The following is a 24200-nucleotide window of genomic DNA, read 5'->3' on the forward strand; positions in this document are numbered from 1 at the left end:
AATAAGACACAACTGGCACAACCAAACGTCTGAATCCTCCCCATTTTGTGGGCGTCCGGCTGAAGTCCGGGTGAATTTCGCCCGCTCGACGTCATCCGATGCGGTTTTCCGGGCGCTAGGCTCGCATAATCCGTGATCGTCGATGGTCCGATCGAGTGACGGGAGAGCGGGCGTGCCGGGGTCAATGCGTACCCGCTGGATCGTGGCGGCCGTGGTCGTGGCCGCCGCGGCGGCAGCCGTCGTGGCGTTCCGGCCGGACAACGCGGCCGCCGTCGACCCCGAGATCGCGGTTTCGCGCTCGGCGTGCGGCACCGGCTGGTCGGATCCGAAGCCGGGGCCGCAGACCTTCCGCCTGCACAACACCGGATCGGTGACCGCCGAGGTCGACCTGATCGACCCGGCGACCGGCGTGATCTACGGCGAGGTCGAGGGCCTCGGCGCGGCGACGACCCGGCCGTTGCAGGTGAACCTGGGCAACGGCAGTTACGCGTTCCGCTGCCTGCCCGAGGACGCGGGCGCGATCGTCGGGCCCGCCGTGCGGATCACCGGCGGGAGCGAGCGGAGCGGGCCGGCCGTCGCGCCGGTCACGCACGACGACCTGCTCGGCCCGCTCAAGGCGTACGAGCAGCACGTCACGACGGGCCTCGGCGAGCTGGTCGCGAACACCGGCGCGCTGAAGGACACCGTCCACGGCGGCGACCGCGCGGCGAGCGAGGCGGCGTGGCTGACCGCCCACCTGACGTACGAGCGGCTGGGTGCCGCTTACGACGCGTTCGGCGACTCCGACGGCGCGCTCAACGGCACGGCCGACGGCCTCCCGGCCGGCGCGGCGGACCCGGGTTTCACCGGCTTCCACCGCCTGGAGCAGGGACTTTGGCACGGCGAGGACCTGGGCGCGCTCGCCGCGGTCGCCGACCGGCTCGACACCGACGCCCGCGCGTTGCAGAAGTCCTTCGGCGACAGCCAGGTCGACGGGAACGACCTCGGGCTGCGCGCGCACGAGATCATGGAGAACACGCTGCAGTTCGAACTCACCGGCCGCACCGACTACGGCAGCGGCACGAACCTGGCCACGGCCCGCGCCAACCTCGACGGAACCCGCGCGGTCCTGGACGTCCTGCGGCCGCTGCTGGCACCGCGTTACCCGGCGCTGTCCAAGGTGGACAGCCGGCTGACGCGCACGCAGGCCGCGCTGGACGCCGCCCACCGCCCGGACGGCACGTGGATCCGGCCGGCCGAGCTGAGCCGCGAGCAGCGGCAGAAGCTCAACGCGGACGTGAGCGAATTGACGGAGCTGCTGGCCCCGATCGCGGCCATCGCCGAGCCGAGGAGGGTCTCCTGACGCGCAAGAACCGGCCCGGCCTGCCGAGCCTGGCCCCGCCACACCGCCATCACCGAGCCGAGGAGGGTCTCGTGACGCGCGAAACCCGGGCCCGCCTGCGCCGCACGAACTCGCCGCACAGCCCCGACCTACCCCGCCACACCTGGCCCGCCGAGCCCAGGAGAGTCTCGTGACCGACCTCCCCCGCCGTTCCTTCCTGCGCCGCGCCGCCATGGGCGCAGGCCTCACCGTCGCCGCCGGGGCCGGGCTCGGGGCCTCCTCGCCGGCCGTCACCGACGGCACCTCGCCCGTTCCCTTCCACGGCCCCCACCAGGCCGCCATCCTGCGCAAACCCCCCACGCAAACCATCGTCGCGTCCTTCGACGCCGTTGCCGAAGACAAGGCCGAGCTCACCGAGCTCTTCCGCGCCATCACCGATCGGGCCCGGTTCCTCACCACCGGCGGCTCCCCCGCGGCGCTCGGGATCACCGCGCCGCCCGCCGACTCCGGCGTGCTCGGGCCCGTCGTGCCCGGCAGCGATCTCGGTGTCATCCTCGGTGTCGGCGCGAGCCTCTTCGACGACCGGTACGGGCTCGCGAAACTCAAGCCCGCCAAGCTGAAGCCGATGACCACCTTCCCCAACGACGCCCTCGATCCCGCCCAGTGCCACGGCGACCTCAGCCTGATCCTGTCCGCGAACTCCACCGACACCGTGCTGCACGCGCTGCGCGACATCGCCCGCGCGACCCGCGGTGGCATGCAGCTGCGCTGGAAGCTCAACGGTTTCAGCTCCCCGCCACGGCCGGACGGCACGCCACGGAACCTGATGGGCTTCAAGGACGGCACGGCCAATCCCGAAGGCTCCGAATTGGACAGTCTGGTGTGGACCAGAGGCGAACCCGCGTGGACCGGCGGCGGGAGCTACCAGGTCATCCGGCTGATCCGGATGCTGGTGGAGTTCTGGGACCGGGTCTCGCTGGCCGAGCAGGAGAACATGTTCGGCCGCCGCCGGGACACCGGGGCCCCGCTCGACGGCACCGCGGAGACCGACGTCCCCCGCTACGCCGACGACCCGATCGGCACCGTCATTCCGCTGACCAGCCACATCCGGAAGGCGAACCCGCGCACGCCGGAGACCGACGCCGGCCGGATCCTGCGGCGCGCGGTGAACTACGACCGCGGCGTCGACAGCAACGGCAACCTCGACATGGGCCTGCTGTTCGTCTGCTACCAGCAGGACCTGGAGCGCCAGTTCGAGGCCGTCCAGACGCGGCTGGCCGACGAACCCCTGACCGACTACATCTCCCCGTTCGGCGGCGGCTACTTCTTCGCGCTGCCGGGCGTCACCGGCCCGGACGACCACTTCGGACGTTCCCTGCTCGGCTAACTCCCCACCACGAAAGGAATCCACAGTGGATACCAGACCCCGCCGGCGACGGCGCGGCCTGCTCGGTGCCGGGGCACTCGCCTCGGTGGCCGTACTGGCCGTCGCCACCGGGTCCGCGGCGAGCACCGCGGACGCCCAGCCGCTGCACCCGTTCCCGGCGCAGTGGATCCCCACGACGACGCCGATCAAGCACGTCGTGGTCATCTTCGGCGAGAACATCTCGTTCGACCACTACTTCGGCACGTACCCGAACGCGGCCAACACCGACGGCACCCCGTTCACGGCCGCGCGCAACACCCCGAAGGTCAACGGCCTCGACCACAAGCTGCTGACCGACAACCCGAACGCGTACAACCCGAAGCGGCTCTCGCCCGCGCAGGCGCTGACCTGCGACCAGAACCACAACTACGGCGCGGAGCAGGCCGCCTTCAACGGCGGCAAGATGGACAAGTTCGTCGAGAAGACCGAGACGGACAAGTGCACCGGGCAGCCGGTGCTGTTCGGCGAGCCGGGCCTGGTCATGGACTACTACGACGGCAACACCGTCACCGGCATGTGGAACTACGCCCAGCACTACGCGCTGAACGACAACTCGTTCAACACGGTCTTCGGCCCGTCGAGCCCCGGCGCGATCGACCTGATCTCGGGCAACACCCACGGCGTCCAGGCGGTCGACCCGGTGACGCACGAGCCGGTCAGCGACGCCTACGCGGTGCAGTCGCCGGACGCGAACGGCGTCGGCACGATGATCAACGACCCGGACCCGGCGTGGGACGACTGCTCGGGCAAGAACCACACGAGCAAGGACAACCTGGCCACGATGCACGGCCGCAACATCGGCGACCTGCTCAACCAGCGGCACGTCACCTGGGGCTGGTTCCAAGGCGGCTTCCGCCCGACGGGCTCGGCGAACGGCTACGCGGTCTGCGGCCAGACGCACACGAACGTGGGCGGCAACGCGGTCGTCGACTACAGCCCGCACCACGAGCCGTTCCAGTACTACCCGTCGACGGCGAACCCGAAGCACCTCCCGCCGTCGTCGGTGCAGGCGATCGGCCAGACCGACCGCGCGAACCACCAGTACGACACCTCGGACTTCGACGCCGCGCTGCAGGCCGGCTCGATGCCCGCGGTGAGCTTCCTGAAGGCACCGGAGTACCAGGACGGCCACGCGGGCTACTCGGACCCGCTGGACGAACAGCAGTTCGTGGTCGGCGAAATCAACAAGATCCAGCAGTCCCCGGACTGGCGCTCGACGGCGATCGTCCTGGCCTACGACGACTCGGACGGCTGGTACGACCACCAGAAGTCCCCGATCGTCAACGGTTCGCACGACGCTTCGCAGGACCAGGCGATCTGCACGGCCAAGCCGACGACGGCGGGCACGTACGCGGACCGCTGCGGCTACGGCCCGCGGCTGCCGCTGCTGGTGGTTTCGCCGTACAGCAAGGTGAACCACGTCGACCACACGCTGACGGACCAGACGTCGGTGCTGAAGTTCATCGAGGACAACTGGTTCACCGGCCGGATCGGCGACTCGTCGTTCGACACGCGCGCCGGGTCGATGACCGGGATGTTCGACTTCTGGTTCCCGAGGGCGAACCGGGTCACCCTCGACCCGAAGACCGGCGCCGTGGTCCACCACTAGCAAGCGGTCTGCCGCGGCCGGTCGTGAGTGGTAAAGCGGGTTAGAACCCGCTTTACCACTCACGACCGCCGGCGGATCACTCCTGGAGCGAGAGGGCCTGGCTCGGGCAGACGTGCACCGCTTCACGCGCCTTTTCGACCAGTTCCCCCTGCGGCTGGTCGTCGAGCACGATGACCGTGCCGTCCTCCTCGCTCTGGTCGAACAGCGAGGGCTCGGTGAGTACGCACTGACCGGCGCCGACGCACTTGCCGGTGTCCGCGATGATCTTCATGGTCCTCTTCTCCTGTGGTGGTTTGCCAGTTCGTCTCTACCAGGTCACCGGCAGCCGGTACAGGCCGTAGATGTTCGCGTCGTCCTTGAACGGCAGGTCGTCGACCGGCGCGGCCAGCGCGAGCTGCGGGATCCGGCGGAAGAGGGTGTCGAAGACGATCTGCAGTTCCATCCGGGCGAGGTTCTGGCCGAGGCACTGGTGCGGCCCGAACCCGAAGGCGACGTGGTGGCGCGCGCCGCGCTCGATGTCCAGCTCATCGGGGTTGGCGAACGCGGCTTCGTCGCGGTTGGCCGCGTAGCCCAGCGCCAGCACGCCTTCGCCGGCCCGGATCAGCTGCCCGCCGATCTCCACGTCCTCGACGCACAGCCGCGCCGTGGCGGCGTCGACGATGGTGAAGTACCGCAGCAGCTCCTCGACGGCGTCCAGGGTCTTGCCGGGGTCGGTCCGGACGAGCGCCAGCTGGTCCGGGTTCTCCAGCAGCCCGACCGTGCCCAGCGAGATCATGTTCGCCGTCGTCTCGTGCCCCGCGACGAGCAGCAGGAACCCGAGCGCGGCCAGCGCGGGCCGCCGGTAGGTGCCCTCTTCTCGCAGCTTGACGATCTGCCGGCCGAGCAGGTCGTCCGGCGGGTTCCGCTCCTTCTCCGCGATGAGGTCGCTCATGTAGCCGCGGACGGTCTCGACCGCTTCCCGCCGCTCCTCCGCCGGCGTGCTGCGGTTGATCAGCTTCGCCGTCTGGGTCTGGAAGAAGTCGTGGTCGGCGTAGGGGACGCCGAGCATCTCGCAGATGACCAGCGACGGGACCGGCAGCGACAGCGTCTCCACCAGGTCGCCGGGCTTCGGCCCGGCCAGCAGCGCGTCGATCCGCTCGTCGACGATCTCCTGGATCCGCGGCCGCAGCGCCTCCATCCGGCGCACGGTGAACTCGCCGAGCACGGCCTTGCGGGCCGGCCCGTGCTCGGGCGCGTCCATGGTGATGATGGTGCGCTCGTCCTCCGGCCGCCGGAAGCCGCCGCCCCGCACCAGCTGCGGGAAGTCCGGGTGCTGCCGGTCGGCGCTGAACCGCCGGTCGTTCAGCACGGTCCGGACGTCCTCGTGCCTGCTGACCACCCAGGCCTGCCCGCCGTCGGGCAGCCGCACCCGCGTGACCGGCTCCTCCTCGCGGATCTCGGCGTACGCCGGCGGCGGGGCGAACGGGCACGTGCGCGTCATCGGGAATTCGTGGAGCGCGGTCATGGCGTTCCCCTCACCAGGTCACGGGCAGGCAGTAGAGGCCGAAGATCGACGAGTCGTGCTTGAACGGCAGCTGGTCCACCGGCGCGGCCAGCTTGAGCTCCGGGATGCGGCGGAAGAGCGTGTCGAAGACGATCTGCAGCTCCATCCGGGCGAGGTTCTGGCCGAGGCACTGGTGGGGCCCGAACCCGAAGGCGACGTGGTGGCGCGCGCCGCGCTCGAGGTCGAGCTCGTCGGCGTTCTCGAACGCGGTTTCGTCGCGGTTGCCGGAGTAGCTCAGCCCGAGCACGCCTTCACCCGCGCGGATCAGCTGCCCGCCGATTTCGACGTCCTCGGCGGCGACGCGCGAGGTCGCGAACTCGGCGATGGTGAAGTACCGCAGCAGCTCCTCGACGGCGTCGAGGGTCTTGCCGGGGTCGTTCTTGATGATCGCGAGCTGGTCCGGGTTCTCCAGCAGCGCGACGGTGCCCAGCGAAATCATGTTCGCGGTCGTCTCGTGGCCGGCGAGGAGCAGCAGGAAGGCGAGCGAGACGAGCTCGTCGTGGGCGACGTCGCCGTGCTCTTCGCGCTGCTTGAGGATCTGCCGGCCGAGCAGGTCGTCGGTCGGGTTCGCCTCTTTTGCGGTGACCAGCCGGTCGAGGTACCCCTGCAGCTCGTCGACGGCCTTCACCCGGACATCCTGGCCGACCTCCCGGTTGAGCAGCGTCGAGCTGCGCACCTGGAAGAAGTCGTGGTCGGCGTACGGGACGCCGAGCTGCTCGCAGATGACCAGCGACGGCACCGGAAGGCTCAGCGCGGAGACCAGGTCGGCGGGCTTGGGGCCGGCCAGGATCGCGTCGATGTGCTCGTCGACGATCTGCTGGATCCGCGGCTGCAGCGCCTTCATGCGCTTGACGGTGAACTCGCCGACGACCTCGCGGCGAGCGGCGCCGTGCTCCGGGGGGTCCATGTTGATCAGCGACGCGGTGAAGTTGGTCCGCCGGACCGGCCGGCCTTCCCGCGTCAGGAACGGGAAGCCGGGGTTGAACCGGTCGGAGCTGAACCGCGGGTCGGTCAGCATCTGCCGGACGTCCTCGAGCCGCGTCAGCGCCCACGCCTCCTGACCGGACTGCAGCTTGACGCGCTGGACCGGCCCGGCTTCGCGCAGCTTCTCGTAGGCGGGCGGCGGGGCGAACGGGCAGGTGCGGGGCAGCGGGAAGGTCTCGTCCCGCGTCGCGGGTTCGGCCAATTCAGTCATTTCGGACCCCCTAAATCGGACGGAAAGTATGCGGAGGATTACATTCCGGTTCTGTGATCCAAGGTACCGAAGCGGAAGGACATCGTCCACCTGGTGCCGGCTACCCGTTCGAGGAGGCAGTGCGTGGCCCCTTGACCGTGCGAGAATCACCCCGCGCGATTTCAGCGGAAGGCGAACGGCATGACGGCAGATCCCGAGACCACCCTGCGGGCGGACGCGCGGCGCAACCGCGACCAGATCCTGGCCGCCGCGAAGAGCATCTTCGCCGTTTCCGGTCCCGAGGTGCCGATGGAGGAGATCGCCCGCGCGGCCGGCGTCGGCGTCGGCACGCTCTACCGCCGGTTCCCGGACCGCGACGCGCTGGTCCGCGCCGTCGCGATGGACAACTTCGAGCGGGTGCTGATCGACGCGCGCGTGATCGCCGCCGAGGAGACGTCGTCGTGGCGCGCGCTGGAGCGGCTGCTGCGGCAGTCGGTGGAACTGCAGCTGAGCGTGCAGCTGGCGATGGTGTCGCACCGGGCGCTGGTGATCCTGAAGAGCGACCCGGAGGTCCGCCGGCTCCGCGACGAGATCCTGGCCGTCCTCGACGGCTTCGTCGTCGGCGCGCAGGCCGAGGGCAAGCTCCGCGACGACGTCGGCGCCGGCGACATCGCGATCCTGTTCGCGACGCTGCTGCGCCAGGTGCGCGCGAAGTCGTCGCAAGTGGCCGAACTGGCGGCCCGCCGGTGCGTCGGCATCATGATCGACGGCCTCAGCGCGCGGCCGGGCAGCGAACTGCCGGGCAGCCCGATCACTTCCCACGACCTCGAGCCCGAGGGCGAGTGATCCGGCCGGTTTCCGTGTTAGGGTTCCGCCTCGTTCTGCCGGAATTGCAGCTGCGGGCGGGAAAATGCGACGAAGAATGCTGGCCGTGTTGTTGGCGATTTCCTTCCCGGTGATTACCGGATGCGGCGGCTCGCCCGTCGACGGCGTGGCGGCCGCGCCGGCGCCACCGCCTGCTCCGGTGCCCACGTCTTCGGTCGCGGTGTCTTCGGCCGCGCCGTCCACCCCGGCCTCTTCGACGTCCCGACCTGCGCCTCCGTCGACTCCGGTGCCCCCATCGACCACGCCGGTCCGGAGCTGCCGCACCCCGGAGTTCACCACGAGCGACCCCGACGGCGGCTGGCCGGACGGCGGTTACTACGTCCACAACAACATGTGGAACGCCGCCGAAGCGGGCCCGGAAACGCTGCGCGCGTGCGCGTACGACAACTGGTACGTCGAATCCACCCAACCCGATTCGACGTCGGTGAAAACCTATCCGAACGTGCACAAGGACATCAACAACCTGAACGGAAAACCGTTCAACGACTATTCGGTGATCAAATCCACCTTCGCCGGCCGCGGCCCGGGCACCGGCATCTACGACGTGGCGTACGACCTCTGGCTGAACGGCGTGGGCAACAGCCCGGGCGTCACCGAGGTCATGGTGTGGACGGAGAACCGCAAGCAGGTCCCGGCGGGCGACAAGCTGACGACGTACACGGCGGCCGGCTTCACCTACGACGTCTGGGCGGAGGACGAGGGGTACGTGGCGTTCGTTTCGCGGTCGACGCAGTATTCGGGGAGCGTGGACCTGAAGGCGATGATCGCGTGGGCGATCGGCAAGGGCCTGATCCCCTCGAACCCGACGGTCAACCAGATCGGCTACGGCATCGAGTTCTGCTCCACGGGCGGTGGGAAGGCGCGGTTCACGCTCTCGGACTTCTCGGTGACGATGAGCTGAAGGCCGCCGCCCGGGCGGCGGCCCCCGCTCGTGCCCTCAGACGCCCAGCGGGTGCCAGACCGTCTTCGCTTCCAGGTACCGCCGCAGGCGCGTCAAGCCCGGCGCTGCCGTCCAGTCCGGCTCGGTCTCCGGGACCGTCAGGACCCTCTTCACCGTGTTCGCCGCTTCCCGGGCCAGCCCCGGGCGGTCCGCGGGGGTGGCTCCCGTCAGGTCCAGGGCGTTGACGTCGCCGTGCGAGGCCAGCCAGGGACCCAGTTCGGCCGCGTGGCCGGTGAGGATGTTCGCCACGCCGCCCGGGACGTCCGAGGTGGCCAGGACCTCCGACAGCGTGATCGCCGGCAGGGGCCGTTCCGCGCTCGAGACCACCACCGCCGCCGAACCCGTCGCCAGCACCGGGGCCAGGACCTCGACCAGGCCGAGCAACGACGACTGCTGCGGCGCCAGGACGCCCACCACACCCGTCGGCTCCGGGACCGTGAACGAGAAGTACGGGCCCGCCACCGGGTTCGCCGAACCCAGCACGGAGGCGATCTTGTCCGTCCAGCCCGCGTACCAGACCCAGCGGTCGATCGCCGCGTCCACCACGGCCTCGGCCTTCTTCTCGGCCAGGCCTTCCGAGGCCGCGACCTCGGCGGTGAACTGGCCGCGGCGGCCCTCCATGACCTCGGCCACCCGGTAGAGCACCTGGCCGCGGTTGTACGCCGTCGCGGCCGCCCAGCCGGGGAACGCCTTGCGGGCTGCCACCACCGCGTCGCGGACGTCCTTGCGCGACGCGTGGGCCGCGTTCGCCAGGAACTTGCCCTTGCCGTCGGTCACCGGGTAGACCCGGCCGGACTCCGAGCGGGGGAACTTGCCGCCGATGTACAGCTTGTACGTCTTGGCGACGGAAATCCGGTCAGACTGCGTTGAATCAAACACTGAGGTACGCCTCCAGCCCGGTGCGGCCGCCTTCGCGCCCGAAGCCGGATTCCTGGTAGCCGCCGAACGGGGCGGCGGGGTCGAAGCGGTTGAAGGTGTTGGCCCAGACCACGCCGGCGCGCAGCTGGTTCGCCATCCACAGGATCCGGGAGCCCTTTTCGGTCCAGATGCCCGCCGAAAGGCCGTACGGCGTGTTGTTCGCCTTCGCCACGGCCTCGTCCGGCGTGCGGAAGGTCAGCACGGACAGCACCGGGCCGAAGATCTCCTCGCGCGCGATCCGCATCGACTGGTGGACGTTCGCGAACACCGTCGGCGCGAAGAAGAACCCGCGGTCCGGGACCGGGCACGGGCTGGTCCAGCGCTGTGCGCCCTCGGCGTCGCCGGCCTCGACGAGCCCGCGGATCTTCGCCAGCTGCTCGGCGGAGTTGATCGCGCCGATGTCCGTGTTCTTGTCGAGCGGGTCGCCGAGGCGCAGCGTCGAGACGCGGTAGCGCAGCTTCTCGAGCACCTCTTCGGCGACGGACTCCTGGACCAGCAGCCGGGAACCCGCGCAGCAGACGTGGCCCTGGTTGAAGAAGATGCCGTTGACGATGCCTTCGACGGCCTGGTCGAGCGGCGCGTCCTCGAACACGATGTTCGCCGCCTTGCCGCCCAGCTCCAGCGTCAGCTTCTTCGCCGTGCCCGCGACCTGGCGCTGGATCGCCTTGCCCACCTCGGTCGAGCCGGTGAACGCGATCTTGTCGATGTCGCCGTGCTCCACGATGGACGCACCGATGTCGCCCGCCCCCGGGAGGATGTTGACGACGCCGGGCGGCAACTCGGCCTGCTGGCAGATCTCCGCGAACACGAGCGCGGTCAACGGCGTCGTCTCGGCCGGCTTGAGGACGACGGTGTTGCCGGTGGCCAGCGCCGGCGCGATCTTCCAGGCCAGCATCAGCAGCGGGAAGTTCCACGGGATGATCTGGCCCGCGACGCCGAGCGGGCGCGGGTTCGGCCCGTACCCCGCGTACTCCAGCTTGTCGGCCCAGCCCGCGTGGTAGAAGAAGTGCGCGGCCGCCGTCGGGACGTCGGAGTCGCGCGACTCCTTGATCGGCTTGCCGTTGTCGAGGCTTTCCAGCACGGCCAGCTCGCGCGAGCGCTCCTGGATCAGCCGCGCGAGGCGGAAGAGGTACTTGGCGCGCTCGGTGCCGGGCATCTTGGACCAGACACCGGTGTAAGCCTTGCGCGCGGCCTTGACGGCGGTGTCCACATCGGACTTCGACGCCGTGCCGACCTCGGCCAAGACCTCTTCGGTGGCGGGGTTGATCGTCTTGAGCGGCTCACCCGAGCCGTCGACGAACTCGCCGTTGACGAAGGGTTTGTAGGAGTCCTTCAGGTTCGCGATGGCGCGCGACTCCGGCGCCGGTGCGTACTCGAAAACAGGCATCAGTCCACCGTCACGTAGTCGGGGCCGCTGTAGTGGCCGTCCACCTGGGTGCGGCGCTGCAGCAGCAGGTCGTTGAGCAGGCTGGACGCGCCGAAGCGGAACAGGTCCGGGGTCAGCCACTGCTCGCCGGCGACCTCGTGCACGGCGACCAGGTACTTGATCGCGTCCTTCGTCGTCCGGATGCCGCCGGCGGGCTTGACACCGCGCAGCTCGCCGGTCTGGGCGTGCCAGTCGTGGACGGCCTGCAGCATGACGTGGGTGACCGGCAGCGTCGCGGCGGGGGAGACCTTGCCGGTGGAGGTCTTGATGAAGTCGCCGCCGGCCAGCAGCGCCAGCCACGACGCACGCCGCACGTTGTCGTAGGTCGCCAGCTCGCCGGTCTCGAGGATGACCTTCAGGTGCGCGTCGCCGCAGGCGGCTTTGACGGCCTGGATCTCCTCGAACACGTCCATGTACCGGCCCTCGAGGAAGGCACCGCGGTCGATCACCATGTCGACCTCGTGCGCGCCCGCGTCGACGGCGATCTTCGTGTCGGCCAGCTTGATTTCGCGGGAGGTGCGCCCGGCGGGGAAGCCGGTGGCGACGCTCGCGACGTGTACCCCGCTGCCCTTGAGCGCTTCGACGGCGGTGGCGACCATGTCCGGGTACACGCAGACGGCGGCGACGCGCGGGGTGTCCTGGCGTTCGGGGTCGGGCCGCACGGCCTTCGCGGCGAGCGCCCGGACCTTGCCGTGGGTGTCGGCGCCCTCCAGCGTGGTCAGGTCGACCATGGAGATGGCGGTGTCGATGGCCCACCGCTTGGCGTCCTTCTTGATGCTGCGCGTGCCGAGGCCCGCCGCGCGCTGCTCGACGCCGACCTGGTCGACACCGGGCAACCCGAGCAGGAAGCGGCGCAGGCTCGCGGCGTCGCGAGTCGCGTCCACCAGCGGTGCCGGGGTGGCCGGCGCCGCTGACGTGCTGGTCGTGGCTGTCATGCGCCTGAGTCTAGGCGGCGGGTCCGACAGTGTGGTCCCGACAGCGCGGGGTCCGGAGGTGGGTCACCCGGTGTGACGCCTTGGGCGGCGAGGGTCAATACCGACGGCAGATGTCCGAGCCGGGGAGCAGGCACCAGCCGTCGGGCGTGGCGGCGACCGGGGCCGGCGCGGTGCAGGGCCCCGGGCCCTTGCACCAGCCCGGCGGGGTCGCCGCGGAGGCGGGGACGGCGGTCAGGACGGCGGCCGAGGCGAGCAGGCCCGCCGTGACGATCCGGGTGAGAGTGCGCATGAGGCCACGCTAGCGGTCCGGCGGCCCGTCAGGACTCGATTTGCGGCGGTTCTGACCGCTTCGCCGGCTTCCGGTACACGACGACCCCGCCCCAGAAGCCGAGCCCGTTGATCTTCACCGTCGGGGCCGTCGGTGGGGCCGGGGGTGCTCCCGACTTGTCCTCCAGCACGAACCCGCCCATGAAGCCGATGCCCGTGACGTCCACGTTGATGTCGTCCGGGACCGTGATCTGGATGCCGCCCATGATCGCGACCGCGGTGATCGTGCAGTGCTTGTCCGCGAAACGGGCCTGCCGCAGGTCGATCTCCGCGCCGCCCCAGAACGCGAAGCTGTTGTGCTGCGGGGGCAGGACCCAGCTGCCCTTGCGGACCGCGCCGGACAGGACGCCGATCGACACCGGGCTGCCCGGGTGGCCGCCGATGCGCTGGTCCGGGAAGCCCAGTGCCCGCGTCGTCGCCGGTTCCAGGGTGGCCGAGGCGGACGGCAGGTCCGCCGTCACCGGCTTCAGCTCGCCGAGCGTTTTCGCCGCGTAGACCGCCGTGAGCCGCTCTTCCAGCTCGTTCACCGTGATCCGCCCCTCCGCGAGGGCGTTGTGCAGCACCTGGGCAACACGTTCGCGGTCCGCGTCGGAAGCCCGCATCTGGTCGGGCGTCAGTTCGCTCACCCGGCGCAGCTTATCGGCGAAAACCACCCAGCGTGTCCATCTTCCGGAGGACACTGACCCGATGGGATCAACGACGGTCGAGTTCCCGGACGGCGTCCGGGTCCGCGGCCGCGGGCTGGGGCGCCCGCGACCGGACGAAGCCGAGCCCGATTTCGGGCTCTACCTGGGCACGAGCCGGCTGCGGCGCAAGCACGGCGGGGGCATCACCTGGCCGCACGAATGGGTCACCTGGCCCGACTTCCTGCTGCCGGCCGACCCGCGGAAAGCGAGGCGGCAGATCAAGGCCCTCCACGAACGGGCGAAGACCGAGACCGTCGAAGTCGCCTGCTACGGCGGCGCCGGCCGGACCGGCACGGTCATGGCCTGCCTGGCCACCCTCTCCGGCGTCCCGGCCGGAGAGGCCGTCGCCTGGGTGCGGGCGCACTACCACGAGCGAGCCGTCGAAACGCCCTGGCAGCGCGGCTGGGTGAGGAGCTTCGCGAAACAGCTAGATTGACCCGCATGGATGTGCACGTCGTCGACCACCCCCTCGCGAAGGCCCGGCTCTCCACGATGCGCGACGCGCGCACCGACAGCGCCGCGTTCCGGGCCGCGCTGCACGAGCTGACCGTCATGCTGGTCTACGAAGCCACGCGCGACGTGCCGGTGAAGATCGAGAAGATCCACACGCCGGTCGCCCGCACCGACGGTTACAAGCTGGCGAAGCCGCCGCTGCTGGTGCCGGTGCTGCGCGCGGGGCTGGGCATGGCCGACCAGGCGCACAAGCTGATCCCGGACGCGCAGATGGGCTTCGTCGGCCTCGCGCGCGACGAGGAGACGCTCAAGCCGACGCCGTACCTGGAGTCGCTGCCGGAGTCGCTCGCCGACCGGCCGGTCATGGTGCTCGACCCGATGCTCGCCACCGGCGGCTCGATGGAGTACACGATCCGCCTGCTCACCGACCGCGGCGCCGACGACGTCACGGCCATCTGCGCGCTCGCGGCGCCGGAAGGCCTGGCGCACCTGGAGAAGACCGGCCTGCCGGTCCGGGTGGTCACGGCGAGCATCGACGAGCGCCTCAACGACTCGGGCTTCATCGTCCCGGGCCTGGGCGACGCGGGCGACCGCCAGTACGGCGCCGTCTAGCCCGGCCCGTCCCGAAGCGGCGGTGGATCGCCCCGGCCGCCGCCGGAGGGAACTCGACCTGACCGACCCGCAGTTCCCTCAGGACGGCACCAGGTGGTTCACCGTCAGCGCCGCGAACGCCGGCGTCGGGAACCAGCGCGGCAACGCGCTGGCGAGCCGGCGCAGGGCCCCTGCTCGAAACGGACGAATACCGGGTGGTCCGGGCCGCCGAGGGACCGGGTCGTGGTCTGCACGACCGAGCCGGACCACCAGCGGCCGGGGAAGACGAAATCCAGGGCCTACCCCGACTTCGCCGGCCCCCCGGTGCCGGCGGCGCGCACGCTGGCCGTGGACACCCTGGGCCATCCGGAAACCGGCGCCCCGCCGGGGACGTCCCGCCGGCCGTTCACCGCGGCGCTGCCACTGACGGCGGTGAAGGTGGTCATCGACTTCGGCATCGGGACGAGCGTCGAGGCCGACGTCGTCGACGGCATGGTGGCGGTGGGGGTTCCGGCGAACATCGGCTGGTTACCGGAGGCGACGGTGCACGTACGGGCGCGCGACGCGCTCAACCGGACCGTCTACGACGGTTCGCTGCGGCTGATCTGAGCCCGCAGCCAGCCGGAGGCGTTCGCGCGCAGGGCGGCTTCGTACGCGCCCGTGACGTCGAACTCCTCCGGCAGGTTGCCGGTGAGCTCCAGCGATACCAGGCCGTGCACGATGCCCCAGCAGCCGACCGCGATGGTCTCGGGCGGGACGTCGATGAAAACGCCGTCGGCGACCGCGCGGCGGATGATCCGTTCCAGGGGTTCCAGCGTCTTCCTGGCCAGCTTCTCGGCGTCGTCGTTCGGCTCGAACCCGGGGACCGACCTGGTGAACATGATCCCGTACAGGTGGGGGTCGGCCAGCGCGCTCGTGCGGTAGGCGCTGCCGAGCGCGACGAGGTCCTCGACGGCGTCGCCGGTCAGCGGGGTCCCGGCCATCCGGGCGCCGAAGCGCCGGAAGCCCTCGGTGTAAAGGGCGTTCACCAGATCGGGTTTGCTGCCGAAGAGGGAGTACACGGCGGTGGTCGACGTCCCCGCGTCGGCGGCCAGCTTGCGCAGCGAAAGCGCCTTCGGCCCGTCGGCCGCGATGAGCTCGCCGGCCCGGTCGAGCAGCTTGAGCCGGAGCGCTTCGTCGTGCGTACGGGGTCGCGCCATGCCGCCCACCGTATCGGAACAGTGTTATGGCAGACCAGGTGAAGATTTGACCTGGAGTGCACTCCAGGTCGTACTGTCGGGCGCATGAGCTACTCGATAGCGGAAGCCGCTCGACGTAGCGGACTGTCCATCGACACCCTCCGGTACTACGAGCGCATCAAACTGCTCGACCCACCCGCGCGGGACACCGCGGGCCGCCGGGCTTATTCCGACGAAGACCTCAGCTGGCTGGGCTTCCTGACCAAGCTGCGCACCACCGGGATGCCCATCAAGAGCATGCGCGAGTACGCCTCGCTGCGCCGCCACGGCGTCGCGAGCGCGGGCCGCCGCAAGGCCTTGCTGGTGGAACAGCGCCGGTCGGTCGCCGAACGGATCGCCGAGCTGCAGGGCTGTCTCGACATCCTCGACTACAAGATCGAGAACTACGCCCAGGTCGAGCGCAACGTGCTCGGCGTGGAACCCGGTATGGAGGAGATTTCCGCGTGAAGAACAGGAAGCTGGGCGGCCTGGAAGCCGGCGCCCAGGGGCTCGGCTGCATGGGGATGAGCCAGGCCTACGGCGTCCGCGACAACGACGACGAGTCGATCGCGACCATCCACCGCGCGCTCGAGCTCGGCGTGACGTTGCTGGACACCGCGAACGTCTACGCCGACGGCGTCAACGAGGAGCTGGTCGGCCGCGCGATCGCCGGCCGCCGCGACGAGGTCGTGCTCGCGACGAAGTTCGGCATCGTGTGGAACGACGGCGCGATGGGCGCCCGCGGTGACGCCGCGTACGTGAAGCAGTCGTGCGACGAGTCGTTGCGCCGGCTCGGCGTCGACCACATCGACCTCTACTACCAGCACCGCGTCGACCCGGACACGCCGATCGAAGAGACGTGGGGCGCGCTCGCCGAGCTGGCCGAGGCCGGGAAGATCCGGTACGCCGGGATCTCCGAGGCCAGTGCCGCGACGATCCGGGCCGCGCACGCGGTGCACCCGGTGACGGCGCTGCAGAGCGAGTGGTCGCTGTGGACCCGGGGCATCGAAGGCGAGATCCTCGAGACGTGCCGGGAGCTCGGCATCGGGATCGTCCCGTTTTCGCCGCTGGGCCGGGGCTTCCTCACCGGCGCGGTGACGTCGGTGCAGGACCTGCCCGAGGACGACATGCGCCGCGGGCTGCCGCGCTTCGCCGAGGGCAACTTCGAGCGCAACATGGCCATCGTCGAGGCGTTGCGCGCGCTCGCCGAAGCGAAGGGCGTGACGGCGGGCCAGCTGGCGCTGGCGTGGGTGCAGGCCCAGGGCGAGGACGTCGTGCCGATCCCGGGGACCAAGCGCCGCAAGTACCTCGAGGAGAACGTGGCGGCGGCTTCGCTGGAGCTGACGGCCGAGGACCTGGCGGCCATCGCGGCGGCCGCACCCGCCGACGCGATCGCGGGAGAGCGCTACCCGGAGCGCCTCGCCCGAGCCGCCGGCAAGTGAGCAGTCTGCCGCAGCTCGTCGTGAGTGGTAAGGCGGGTTCTAACCCGCCTTACCACTCACGACCGGTTGGGCACGGGCGTAACTTTCTTCTTCTGAGGCTTTTCTGAGATCTCCGGAGCAGGCTCGGCGCCGATCATGCGGTCGGTGCCGAGCTCCAGGAGGTCGTCGTGGCGGAGGAAGTGCTCGATTATCTGGTCGTCGGGGCCGGGCCGGCCGGGTTGCAGCTGGGGCAGCACCTCGGCCACGCCGGGCACCGGTACCTGGTGCTGGAGGCCGGGTCCGCGCCCGGCCACTTCTTCGAGACCTTCCCCCGGCACCGGACCCTCATCTCCATCAACAAGAAGCACACCGGGTACGCCGACCCGGAGCTGCGCATGCGGATGGACTGGAACTCGATCCTCGCCGACGGCGACGACGACCAGCTCGTCTTCACCGACTACAGCGCGAAGCTCTTCCCGGACGCTTCGGACTTCCTCCGCTACATCACCGACTACGCGGCGAAGCACGAAGTCAATGTCCGCTACGACACCCGGGTGACGCGCATCCGGCGTGATCCGGAAAGCGCTGTCTTCATCCTCACCGCCGGTGACGAAGAGTTCAAAGCCCACCGGCTGATCATGGCCACCGGCGTCACGAAGCCGTACATCCCGCAGTTCCCCGGCGTCGAGCTGATCGACCAGTACGCGGACGTCGGCGTCGACTCCGCCGAGTTCACCGGCCAGCGCGTGCTCGTGCTGGGCAAGGGGAACTCCGCCTTCGAGACGGCCGACAACCTCATCGAGACGGCCGCGGTGGTGCACGTCGGCGGCCCGCGGCCGGTGAAACTGGCCTGGCGCACCCACTTCGTCGGCCACCTGCGCGCGTACAACGCGGGCATCCTGGACATGTACCAGCTCAAGCTCCAGCACGCGATCCTCGACGGCGACGTGCGCGAGGTCCGCAAGGACGCCGACGGTTACCACGTCAAGTTCGCCTTCGCCCGCGCCGACGAGGTCGTCAAGGAGATCCGCTACGACCGCGTGATCGGCTGCACCGGCTTCCGGTTCGACGCGGAGCTCTTCGACGAGGACTGTCGTCCGCAGCTGACCATCAACGACCGCTTCCCGGCGCAGACACCGAGCTGGGAGTCGGTCAACGTGCCGGGCCTCCACTTCGCGGGCACGATCACGCAGGTCCGCGACTTCAAGAAGGCCACCAGCGCGTTCATCCACGGCTTCCGCTACGGCGTCCGCGCGCTGGCCAAGGTGCTGAACGAGCGCTACCACGACGTCCCGTGGCCGCACACCGAGCTGCCCGCCAAACCGGACTCGCTGACCGACGCGGTCATCACCCGGATCAACCGGACTTCCGCGCTGTACCAGCAGTTCGGCTTCCTCGGCGACGTCGTGGTCGTGGACGGCGACACCGCCCGCTACCTCGAAGAGGTGCCGGTCGACCGGGTGCTGGAAGACCCGCCGGCCGACGCCTACGTCGTCACCCTCGACTACGGCCCGGACCACGACAAGGTCGACCCGTTCGACTTCGTCGCGCGTGCCGCCCAGGACAAGGCCAACGACCACGGCGAGGGCCACTACCTGCACCCGATCGTCCGGCACTACCGCCGCGGCGAGCTGGTCGCGACCCACCACGTCACCGAGAACCTCGAGAACGAGTGGGACAAAGAGGTGCACGTCGAGCCGCTGACCGCGTTCTTCACGCGGGAGCTCTGATGCGGACGATCGCGGAGTTCGAAGCCGCGGCCCGCGAGCGCCTCGACCCGGCGCACTACGACTACTTCGCGGGCGGCGCGCAGGACGAAATCACCCTGCGGGAGAACGAAACGGCGTTCCAGCAGCTGCGGCTGGTGCCCCGGGTCCTGCGCGGCAGCGACAAGCGCGACCTGAGCGTGACGCTGCTCGGCACGCCGTCTTCGATGCCGATCCTCGTCGCGCCCACGGCGTTCCACCGGCTCGCGCACCCCGACGGCGAGCTCGCCACCGCACGGGCGGCGGCGCGGGCGGGCACGATCATGATCGTCAGCATGGCCGCCACCACGGCGGTCGAGGACATCGCCGCGGCGGCCCGCGAGGTGACCCCGGACCCGGGCCTGTGGTTCCAGCTCTACCTGCAGCCGGACCTGGAGTTCACCGAGGCGATCGTGCGGCGGGCCGAAGCGGCGGGCGTCAAGGCGTTCGTCGTCACCGTCGACTCGCCCGTGCTCGGCCGTCGCGAACGCGACGACCGCAACGCCTTCCACGACCTGGCGCCGGGCCTGGCCGTGGAGAACCTGCGCAACCTGGGCGAGAACCGCAGCGGCGGAAACGCCAGCCACGTCCGCGAGATCGTCATGTCGGCCGGGCTGAGCTGGGACCACATCGCGTGGCTGCGCTCGAAGACCAAGCTGCCCGTGCTGATCAAGGGCCTGCTCCACGCCGAGGACGCGCGGCTGGCCGTGCACCACGGCGTCGCCGGCATCGTCGTGTCCAACCACGGCGGCCGCCAGCTCGACACCGTGCCCGCCACCATCGACGTGCTGCCGGAGATCGCGGCGGCCGTCGGCGGTGCCCTGCCGGTGCTGCTGGACGGCGGGATCCGCCGGGGCACCGACGTCGTCAAGGCGCTGGCACTGGGCGCGGACGCGGTCGGCGTCGGCCGCCCGGTCGTGTGGGGGCTCGCGGCGGCCGGCCGCGAAGGCGTCTCGGAAGTGCTGGAACTGCTGCGCGCCGACTTCGACCAGGCCCTCGCCCTGTGCGGCGGGCGGCTGCCGACGGAGCTGACTTCGGACCAGGTGCGGCGGTGATCGGCAACGTGCTTTCCTGGCTGCCCGAGCGCGTCGTCGCGCTGCGGATGCGGATCTTCGCGCTGGTCAACGGCCAGGACGCGGTGACGATCCCGGGTCCGCAGGTCGGCGTCGCCGACTTCCGGCGCGTCTACGCCGACCCGGCGGCGAACGGCCGCAGCCGCGGCGCCGCGCTGTCCGACCTGTTCTGGTACTGGCTGTCGCCGGGGCCCGAGGTGCACCAGGAACACCTCGAAGCCGGGCCGCGCTACGACGAGGTCGCCAAGTGCACCCGCCACATCCTGGTCAAGCCCAAAAAGGACTCCGAGGAGCTGACCCGGCGCGTCGCCCGCCACATCCTGGACGGCGTCCGCCCCGGGCTCGTCCGGCTGCGTGACGAGCTGATGCCGATCTGGGCCGAGCTGTACTACGAGCTGGTGTTCGACGAGCCGTGCCCGCCGCGGGCCCGCGAGCTCATCGTGGCGCACGCGGACGACGTCGCCTCGGCGCTGAAGTGCGTGCGGCCGCGGAACATGCGCCGCCGGGCGCGGCTGACGAAGTACCTCAGGCAGCGCCTCGCCGACGTCCCGCACCCGCTCCCGGAGTCCCTGACCCCGGAAGAACAGGCCTACTACCTGCAGGGCACGTTCTTCACCACCGCCGTCGTGCAGATGTCGGAGGCGATGGCGCACCTGCTGATGATCATCGCGCAGAACGCCGACCTTCAGCAGCGGCTCGTCGACCACCCCGACGACATCGACCGCGTCATCGACGACGGGTTGCGCGAGTACCCGCTGTTCGGCATCGCGCACCGGATCTCCACCGCCGACATCGAGCTGGACCAGCTCACCATCCCGGCCGGGACGGTGCTGTGCTTCAGCTACCCCGGCTTCGCCGAACAGTCCACGAAGGACGAGTTCATCCCGTTCGGCGTCGCGCAGAACCGCGCCTGCCCCGCCCGGGGACTCGCGCCGCCGACCATGCGGGTCGTGACGCAGGAAGTGCTGCGCCGCTTCAGCCTGGCCTCCACGGCCGGGCACACGCGGTCGATCCCCAACCGCGGCCCGGCGCTGCTCACCCCGATCGGGGCCCGCCGGCGGCGCGCGCCGCTGGTGTGGCTCGCGGTCCGCGACCGCTGGGAAGACGTCTGGCGCAGCTTCGCCCAGCTCGTGTTCGGCACGTACATGGTCCTCGACGCCCGTCGCCAGGCCCTTTGCTCGACCTACTTCGCCGGAGGCAACCGATGAGCCCGACCGAAGCGGCACCGGTCTTCTTCCTCGCCGTTGTGGTGATCCTCGTGGTGGTCCGGCTGGTCTGCCTGGCCGCGGTCAAGCTCGGCCAGCCACCGGTGGTCGGCGAGATGATCGCCGGGGTGCTGCTCGGCCCGTCGCTGTTCGGGCTGCTGCTGCCGGACGTGCAGGCGGCGCTGTTCCCGGACGGCATCCGCTCGCTGCTCTACGTCGGCGGCCAGATCGGCCTGGTCATCTACATGTTCGGCGCCGGCTACGAGTTCAACCTGAGCAGCGTCGTGAAGTCGCGCAAGTCGGTCGCGGCCATCTCCTCGGCCGGGACGGTGGTGCCGCTGGCCCTCGGCATCGGGGTCGCGGTGCTCGGCACGTCGTGGGTCGACATCGGCAAGGACGGTGTTTCGCTGGTGACCTCGGCCGCGTTCGTCGGGGTGGCGGTGGCGATCACGGCGTTCCCGATGATGGTCCGGATCATCACCGAACGCGGGATCGCCTCGACCAAGTTCGGTTCGCTGGCCCTGGCCTGCGGCGCGCTCGACGACGTCCTCGCGTGGCTGCTGCTGGCCGTCGTGCTCGGCATGCACGCGGGGTCCGCCGGGCCGGTCGCGCTCGCCCTCGGCGGTGGGCTGCTGTTCGCGCTGCTGGTGTTCATCGTCGTGCGGCGGCTGCTGAACCGGATGATGAGCAGCGACCGGGTGACCGTCGACCAGCGCGTGCTCATCACCGCGATGACGTTGTTCGCCGCGGCCTGGTTCACCGACACCATCGGCCTGTACGCGGTGTTCGGCGCGTTCACCGTCGGGGTGGCGTTCCCGCGCGGTCTCGCCTCCGACGCCGTGCTGGCGAAGATCATGCCGATCGGCCGCATCGTGTTCGTTCCGCTGTTCTTCACCTACTCCGGCCTCAACACGCGGTTCGCGCTGCTCGCCGACCCGAGGTTGCTCGCCTTCGCGCTGGTGACGGTCGTCGTCGCGGTCGTCGGCAAGCTGGGCGCGTCCTGGGGCGCGGCCCGGCTGGCGGGGGAGCCGCCGGCGATCGCGACGCGCGTCGGCGTGCTCGTCAACGCGCGCGGCCTGATGCAGCTGATCGCGCTGAACATCGGGCTGGCCGCGGGGATCGTCTCGTCGGCGTTGTTCACGGTGCTGGTGCTCGTCGCGCTGGTCACCACGATCATGACCGCGCCGCTGCTCAGCTGGCTCGACCGGCGCGATGCCCGCAAGGGGACCATCGACATACTCCTGACGGCCGAACCCGTCCCGGTGACCGGGAAAAGTTGATTCTTCAATTTCGGAAAATCACTGCCAGTATGGATCTGTGCGCGATGCGGTGGCGAAACCGAGGGTGCTGCTGGTCGAAGACGACCGGGAACTGGCGGGCATGCTGGACGAGCTGCTCACCGACGTTGGCTACGAAACCGAGGCGGCGCACGACGGCCAGCGCGGGCTGCACCTCGGGCTCACCGGGCGCTACGACGTGATGATCATCGACCGGCGGCTGCCGGTGCTCGACGGGCTGGAGCTGCTGCGGCGGCTGCGGGCGCGGGCGATCACCACGCGGGTGCTGGTGCTCTCGGCGCTGGGCGAGGTGGCCGACCGCGTCGCCGGGCTCGACGCCGGCGCGGACGACTACCTCGTCAAGCCGTTCGAGGCCGAGGAGCTGCTGGCGCGGCTGCGTGCGCTGGGCCGCCGCGACCTCGACGGCGCCGAGTGCCTGCCGCTGGGCACGGCGGCGCTGGACCTGCGGCGCCACGAGGTCGTGCTGCCGCGCGGCGAGCGGATCACGCTGTCCGGGCGGGAGTTCGAGCTGCTGCGGACGCTGGCGCAGCGGCCCAAGGCGATCCACCCGCGTGCGTCGCTGCGGACGAACGTGTTCGCCGACTCGACCGGCGAGTCCATTGTGGATACGTACGTGTACTACCTGCGGCGCAAGCTCGGCCGCGACGTCGTGCGGACCGTGCACGGTCTCGGGTACCAGCTCGGTGCGGTATGAGCCCCGACCCCGAGGAGCGGGCGCTGCGGCGGGCGCGGTGGGCGATCACCGCGCAGATCGCCGTCGTGGTGTCGCTGCTCGTGGCCGTCGCGGGCGCGGTCGCCTACGGGCTCCTGCTGTCGCAGCAGCACGCCGACGCCGACCGGACGCTGGCCAGGACGATCCAGCTCGGCCCCGGCACGACCCCGCCCGGTTGCGTCTGGCTGTTCACGCCGTCGGCACACGCGCCTTCGGGGCCACCGCCGGCGGGCATGCCGATCCCCGAGCTGAACGCGTTGGTGCCGTCGCCCGGTGACGTCCACACCGAGCGGCGCTCGATCGACGGGATGACGCACACGATCCGGGTGGAGAACCGCGGCGGCGTCGTCTCGCAGGCGATCTTCGAGGAGCTCTACCAGATCCAGGACCGCGCGTCGCTGGTGTTCGGGCTCGGCGTCGCCGAGGTGCTCGCGCTGCTGGCGGCCCTGGGATCCGGGCGGGTGCTGGCCCGCCGGGCGATCCGGCCGCTGGAAGACGCCCTGCGCCGGCAGCGGACGTTCGTCGCGGACGCGTCCCACGAGCTGCGGGCCCCGCTGACCCGGCTGCACACGCGCGCGCAGCTGCTGGCCCGGCGGTCGTCCGGCCGCGAGGCGGCCGAACTGGACCAGCTGGTGCGCGGCACGCGGGAGCTCGGCGAGGTCGTCGAGGACCTGCTGCTGTCCGCGCAGGCGTGCGGCGAACGGCCGTCGCTGGAGCCGGTCGAGCTGGGCGTGCTGGCCGAGGAGGCCGTCGCGGCGGAGGCGGTCCGCGCGGGCGAGAGCCAGGTCCGCCTGGCGGTGAAGCGCGAGCGGCGGCCGTACGTCGTCCAGGGTGTGCCGACGGCGTTGCGCCGGGTGCTGTCGGCGTTGCTGGACAACGCGCTCGGCCACACCCCACCGGGCGGCTCGATCGAGGTGTGGCTCGGCGTACCGGACGAGCGTCACGTCGAGCTGCGGGTCCAGGACACGGGGGTGGGCTTCCCGCCGGCCGACGCGGACCGCATCTTCGAGCGGTTCGCCCGCGGCTCCGACGGCGACAGCCGCCGCTTCGGCCTGGGCTTGGCCCTGGTCCGCGAAGTGGTGACGGGCCACGGCGGCACGATCGCGGCCGCCACCCGCCCCGGCTCCGGAGCAACATTCACCCTCCGCCTCCTCCGCGCCGACCCCTCCTGATCAGAGCCGTAACTCGCGTGATTGAGCGGGCATCACTCGTGATTGGAGGGGCATCACCCGTGATTGAGCGGGCATCAGCGTGATGCCTCTCCAATCACGCGAGATGCCCCGCTGATCACGTGA

The 24200-nt window shown here is 70.7% G+C and carries 25 protein-coding genes; 16 read left to right on the forward strand and 9 right to left on the reverse strand.

The window, feature by feature from the left end; all coding sequences use genetic code 11:
• Positions 1-184: 184 nt before the first annotated feature.
• The 3 genes from Q5425_RS08495 (at position 185) to Q5425_RS08505 (ending at position 4356) form a co-directional block, all read left to right on the forward strand.
• Positions 185-1342 carry an EfeM/EfeO family lipoprotein gene (locus Q5425_RS08495; RefSeq protein WP_308671933.1) on the forward strand — a complete coding sequence of 386 codons (1158 nt, stop codon included), beginning with the start codon at positions 185-187 and terminating at the stop codon, positions 1340-1342.
• Positions 1343-1511: 169 nt separating this feature from the next.
• Complete coding sequence (locus Q5425_RS08500; protein ID WP_308671570.1) at positions 1512-2708, forward strand: Dyp-type peroxidase; 1197 nt, start codon at positions 1512-1514, stop codon at positions 2706-2708.
• Between the two features lie 25 nt (positions 2709-2733).
• Entirely contained in the window at positions 2734-4356 is a 1623-nt protein-coding gene (locus Q5425_RS08505; protein ID WP_308671571.1) for an alkaline phosphatase family protein, read from the forward strand.
• Positions 4357-4432: 76 nt separating this feature from the next.
• On the opposite strand, the gene Q5425_RS08510 is transcribed toward Q5425_RS08505, so the two are convergent.
• The 3 genes from Q5425_RS08510 to Q5425_RS08520 are packed head-to-tail and all read right to left on the reverse strand — an operon-like array spanning position 4433 to position 7094.
• On the reverse strand, positions 4433-4627 hold the full coding sequence (locus tag Q5425_RS08510; RefSeq protein WP_013222786.1) for a ferredoxin: 195 nt from the start codon (positions 4625-4627) through the stop codon (positions 4433-4435).
• Positions 4628-4663: 36 nt separating this feature from the next.
• Complete coding sequence (locus Q5425_RS08515; protein ID WP_308671572.1) at positions 4664-5860, reverse strand: cytochrome P450; 1197 nt, start codon at positions 5858-5860, stop codon at positions 4664-4666.
• A 10-nt stretch (positions 5861-5870) separates the two neighbouring features.
• Positions 5871-7094, reverse strand: a complete 1224-nt coding sequence (locus Q5425_RS08520; RefSeq protein ID WP_308671573.1) for a cytochrome P450 — start codon at positions 7092-7094, stop codon at positions 5871-5873.
• 180 nt (positions 7095-7274) lie between these two features.
• On the opposite strand from Q5425_RS08520, the gene Q5425_RS08525 reads away from it, so the two are divergent.
• Both Q5425_RS08525 and Q5425_RS08530 read left to right on the forward strand, forming a co-directional pair.
• Complete coding sequence (locus Q5425_RS08525) at positions 7275-7919, forward strand: helix-turn-helix domain-containing protein (protein ID WP_308671574.1); 645 nt, start codon at positions 7275-7277, stop codon at positions 7917-7919.
• Between the two features lie 265 nt (positions 7920-8184).
• Positions 8185-8859 (forward strand): GH12 family glycosyl hydrolase domain-containing protein, encoded by a 675-nt coding sequence (locus Q5425_RS08530; protein WP_308671575.1) that lies wholly within the window; start codon positions 8185-8187, stop codon positions 8857-8859.
• 36 nt (positions 8860-8895) lie between these two features.
• Here the strand turns inward: Q5425_RS08530 and Q5425_RS08535 are convergent, their stop codons facing one another.
• The 5 genes from Q5425_RS08535 to Q5425_RS08555 all read right to left on the reverse strand — a co-directional run bounded on the left by Q5425_RS08535 (position 8896) and on the right by Q5425_RS08555 (position 13106).
• Entirely contained in the window at positions 8896-9777 is an 882-nt protein-coding gene (locus tag Q5425_RS08535) for an aldehyde dehydrogenase family protein (RefSeq protein ID WP_308671576.1), read from the reverse strand.
• A complete protein-coding gene (locus Q5425_RS08540; protein WP_308671577.1) occupies positions 9770-11203 on the reverse strand; it encodes an aldehyde dehydrogenase family protein in 1434 nt (477 codons plus the stop codon). The genes Q5425_RS08535 and Q5425_RS08540 overlap by 8 nt, the downstream gene beginning before the upstream one ends.
• Positions 11203-12177: a deoxyribose-phosphate aldolase gene (gene deoC / locus Q5425_RS08545; RefSeq protein WP_308671578.1), complete on the reverse strand. Its 975-nt coding sequence runs from the start codon at positions 12175-12177 to the stop codon at positions 11203-11205. Before deoC ends, Q5425_RS08540 begins: the two co-directional genes overlap by 1 nt.
• Positions 12178-12271: 94 nt before the next feature.
• Positions 12272-12466 (reverse strand): hypothetical protein, encoded by a 195-nt coding sequence (locus tag Q5425_RS08550; RefSeq protein WP_308671579.1) that lies wholly within the window; start codon positions 12464-12466, stop codon positions 12272-12274.
• A gap of 28 nt (positions 12467-12494) precedes the next feature.
• Positions 12495-13106 carry a DUF1707 domain-containing protein gene (locus Q5425_RS08555; protein ID WP_308671934.1) on the reverse strand — a complete coding sequence of 204 codons (612 nt, stop codon included), beginning with the start codon at positions 13104-13106 and terminating at the stop codon, positions 12495-12497.
• An 85-nt stretch (positions 13107-13191) separates the two neighbouring features.
• Here Q5425_RS08555 and Q5425_RS08560 point away from each other — a divergent pair, with 85 nt between their 5' ends.
• The 3 genes from Q5425_RS08560 to Q5425_RS08570 all read left to right on the forward strand — a co-directional run bounded on the left by Q5425_RS08560 (position 13192) and on the right by Q5425_RS08570 (position 14843).
• Positions 13192-13626, forward strand: coding sequence for a protein-tyrosine phosphatase family protein (locus tag Q5425_RS08560; protein ID WP_308671580.1), 435 nt, complete (start codon positions 13192-13194; stop codon positions 13624-13626).
• Between the two features lie 5 nt (positions 13627-13631).
• On the forward strand, positions 13632-14255 hold the full coding sequence (upp, locus tag Q5425_RS08565; protein ID WP_013222797.1) for a uracil phosphoribosyltransferase: 624 nt from the start codon (positions 13632-13634) through the stop codon (positions 14253-14255).
• A 222-nt stretch (positions 14256-14477) separates the two neighbouring features.
• A complete protein-coding gene (locus tag Q5425_RS08570; RefSeq protein ID WP_308671581.1) occupies positions 14478-14843 on the forward strand; it encodes a hypothetical protein in 366 nt (121 codons plus the stop codon).
• On the opposite strand, the gene Q5425_RS08575 is transcribed toward Q5425_RS08570, so the two are convergent.
• Entirely contained in the window at positions 14816-15433 is a 618-nt protein-coding gene (locus tag Q5425_RS08575; protein ID WP_308671582.1) for a TetR/AcrR family transcriptional regulator, read from the reverse strand. The genes Q5425_RS08570 and Q5425_RS08575 overlap by 28 nt on opposite strands.
• 84 nt (positions 15434-15517) lie before the next feature.
• Here Q5425_RS08575 and Q5425_RS08580 point away from each other — a divergent pair, with 84 nt between their 5' ends.
• From Q5425_RS08580 to Q5425_RS08615, 8 genes are all read left to right on the forward strand, one after another.
• Positions 15518-15919, forward strand: coding sequence for a MerR family transcriptional regulator (locus tag Q5425_RS08580; protein ID WP_308671583.1), 402 nt, complete (start codon positions 15518-15520; stop codon positions 15917-15919).
• 50 nt (positions 15920-15969) lie between these two features.
• Positions 15970-16893: an aldo/keto reductase gene (locus tag Q5425_RS08585; protein WP_308671935.1), complete on the forward strand. Its 924-nt coding sequence runs from the start codon at positions 15970-15972 to the stop codon at positions 16891-16893.
• A 167-nt stretch (positions 16894-17060) separates the two neighbouring features.
• Entirely contained in the window at positions 17061-18602 is a 1542-nt protein-coding gene (locus Q5425_RS08590; RefSeq protein ID WP_308671584.1) for an NAD(P)-binding domain-containing protein, read from the forward strand.
• On the forward strand, positions 18602-19672 hold the full coding sequence (locus Q5425_RS08595; protein WP_308671585.1) for an alpha-hydroxy acid oxidase: 1071 nt from the start codon (positions 18602-18604) through the stop codon (positions 19670-19672). The genes Q5425_RS08590 and Q5425_RS08595 overlap by 1 nt, the downstream gene beginning before the upstream one ends.
• Positions 19669-20898, forward strand: coding sequence for a cytochrome P450 (locus Q5425_RS08600; RefSeq protein ID WP_396135137.1), 1230 nt, complete (start codon positions 19669-19671; stop codon positions 20896-20898). Before Q5425_RS08595 ends, Q5425_RS08600 begins: the two co-directional genes overlap by 4 nt.
• Positions 20895-22175, forward strand: coding sequence for a cation:proton antiporter (locus Q5425_RS08605; RefSeq protein ID WP_308671586.1), 1281 nt, complete (start codon positions 20895-20897; stop codon positions 22173-22175). The genes Q5425_RS08600 and Q5425_RS08605 overlap by 4 nt, the downstream gene beginning before the upstream one ends.
• Positions 22176-22239: 64 nt before the next feature.
• The gene (locus Q5425_RS08610; protein WP_308671937.1) at positions 22240-22887 is read left to right on the forward strand and encodes a response regulator transcription factor; all 648 of its coding nucleotides are present in this window, start codon (positions 22240-22242) and stop codon (positions 22885-22887) included.
• Complete coding sequence (locus Q5425_RS08615; protein WP_308671587.1) at positions 22884-24077, forward strand: HAMP domain-containing sensor histidine kinase; 1194 nt, start codon at positions 22884-22886, stop codon at positions 24075-24077. The genes Q5425_RS08610 and Q5425_RS08615 overlap by 4 nt, the downstream gene beginning before the upstream one ends.
• Positions 24078-24200 lie beyond the last annotated feature (123 nt).

This window comes from Amycolatopsis sp. A133, assembly GCF_031082405.1.
Lineage (GTDB): Bacteria > Actinomycetota > Actinomycetes > Mycobacteriales > Pseudonocardiaceae > Amycolatopsis.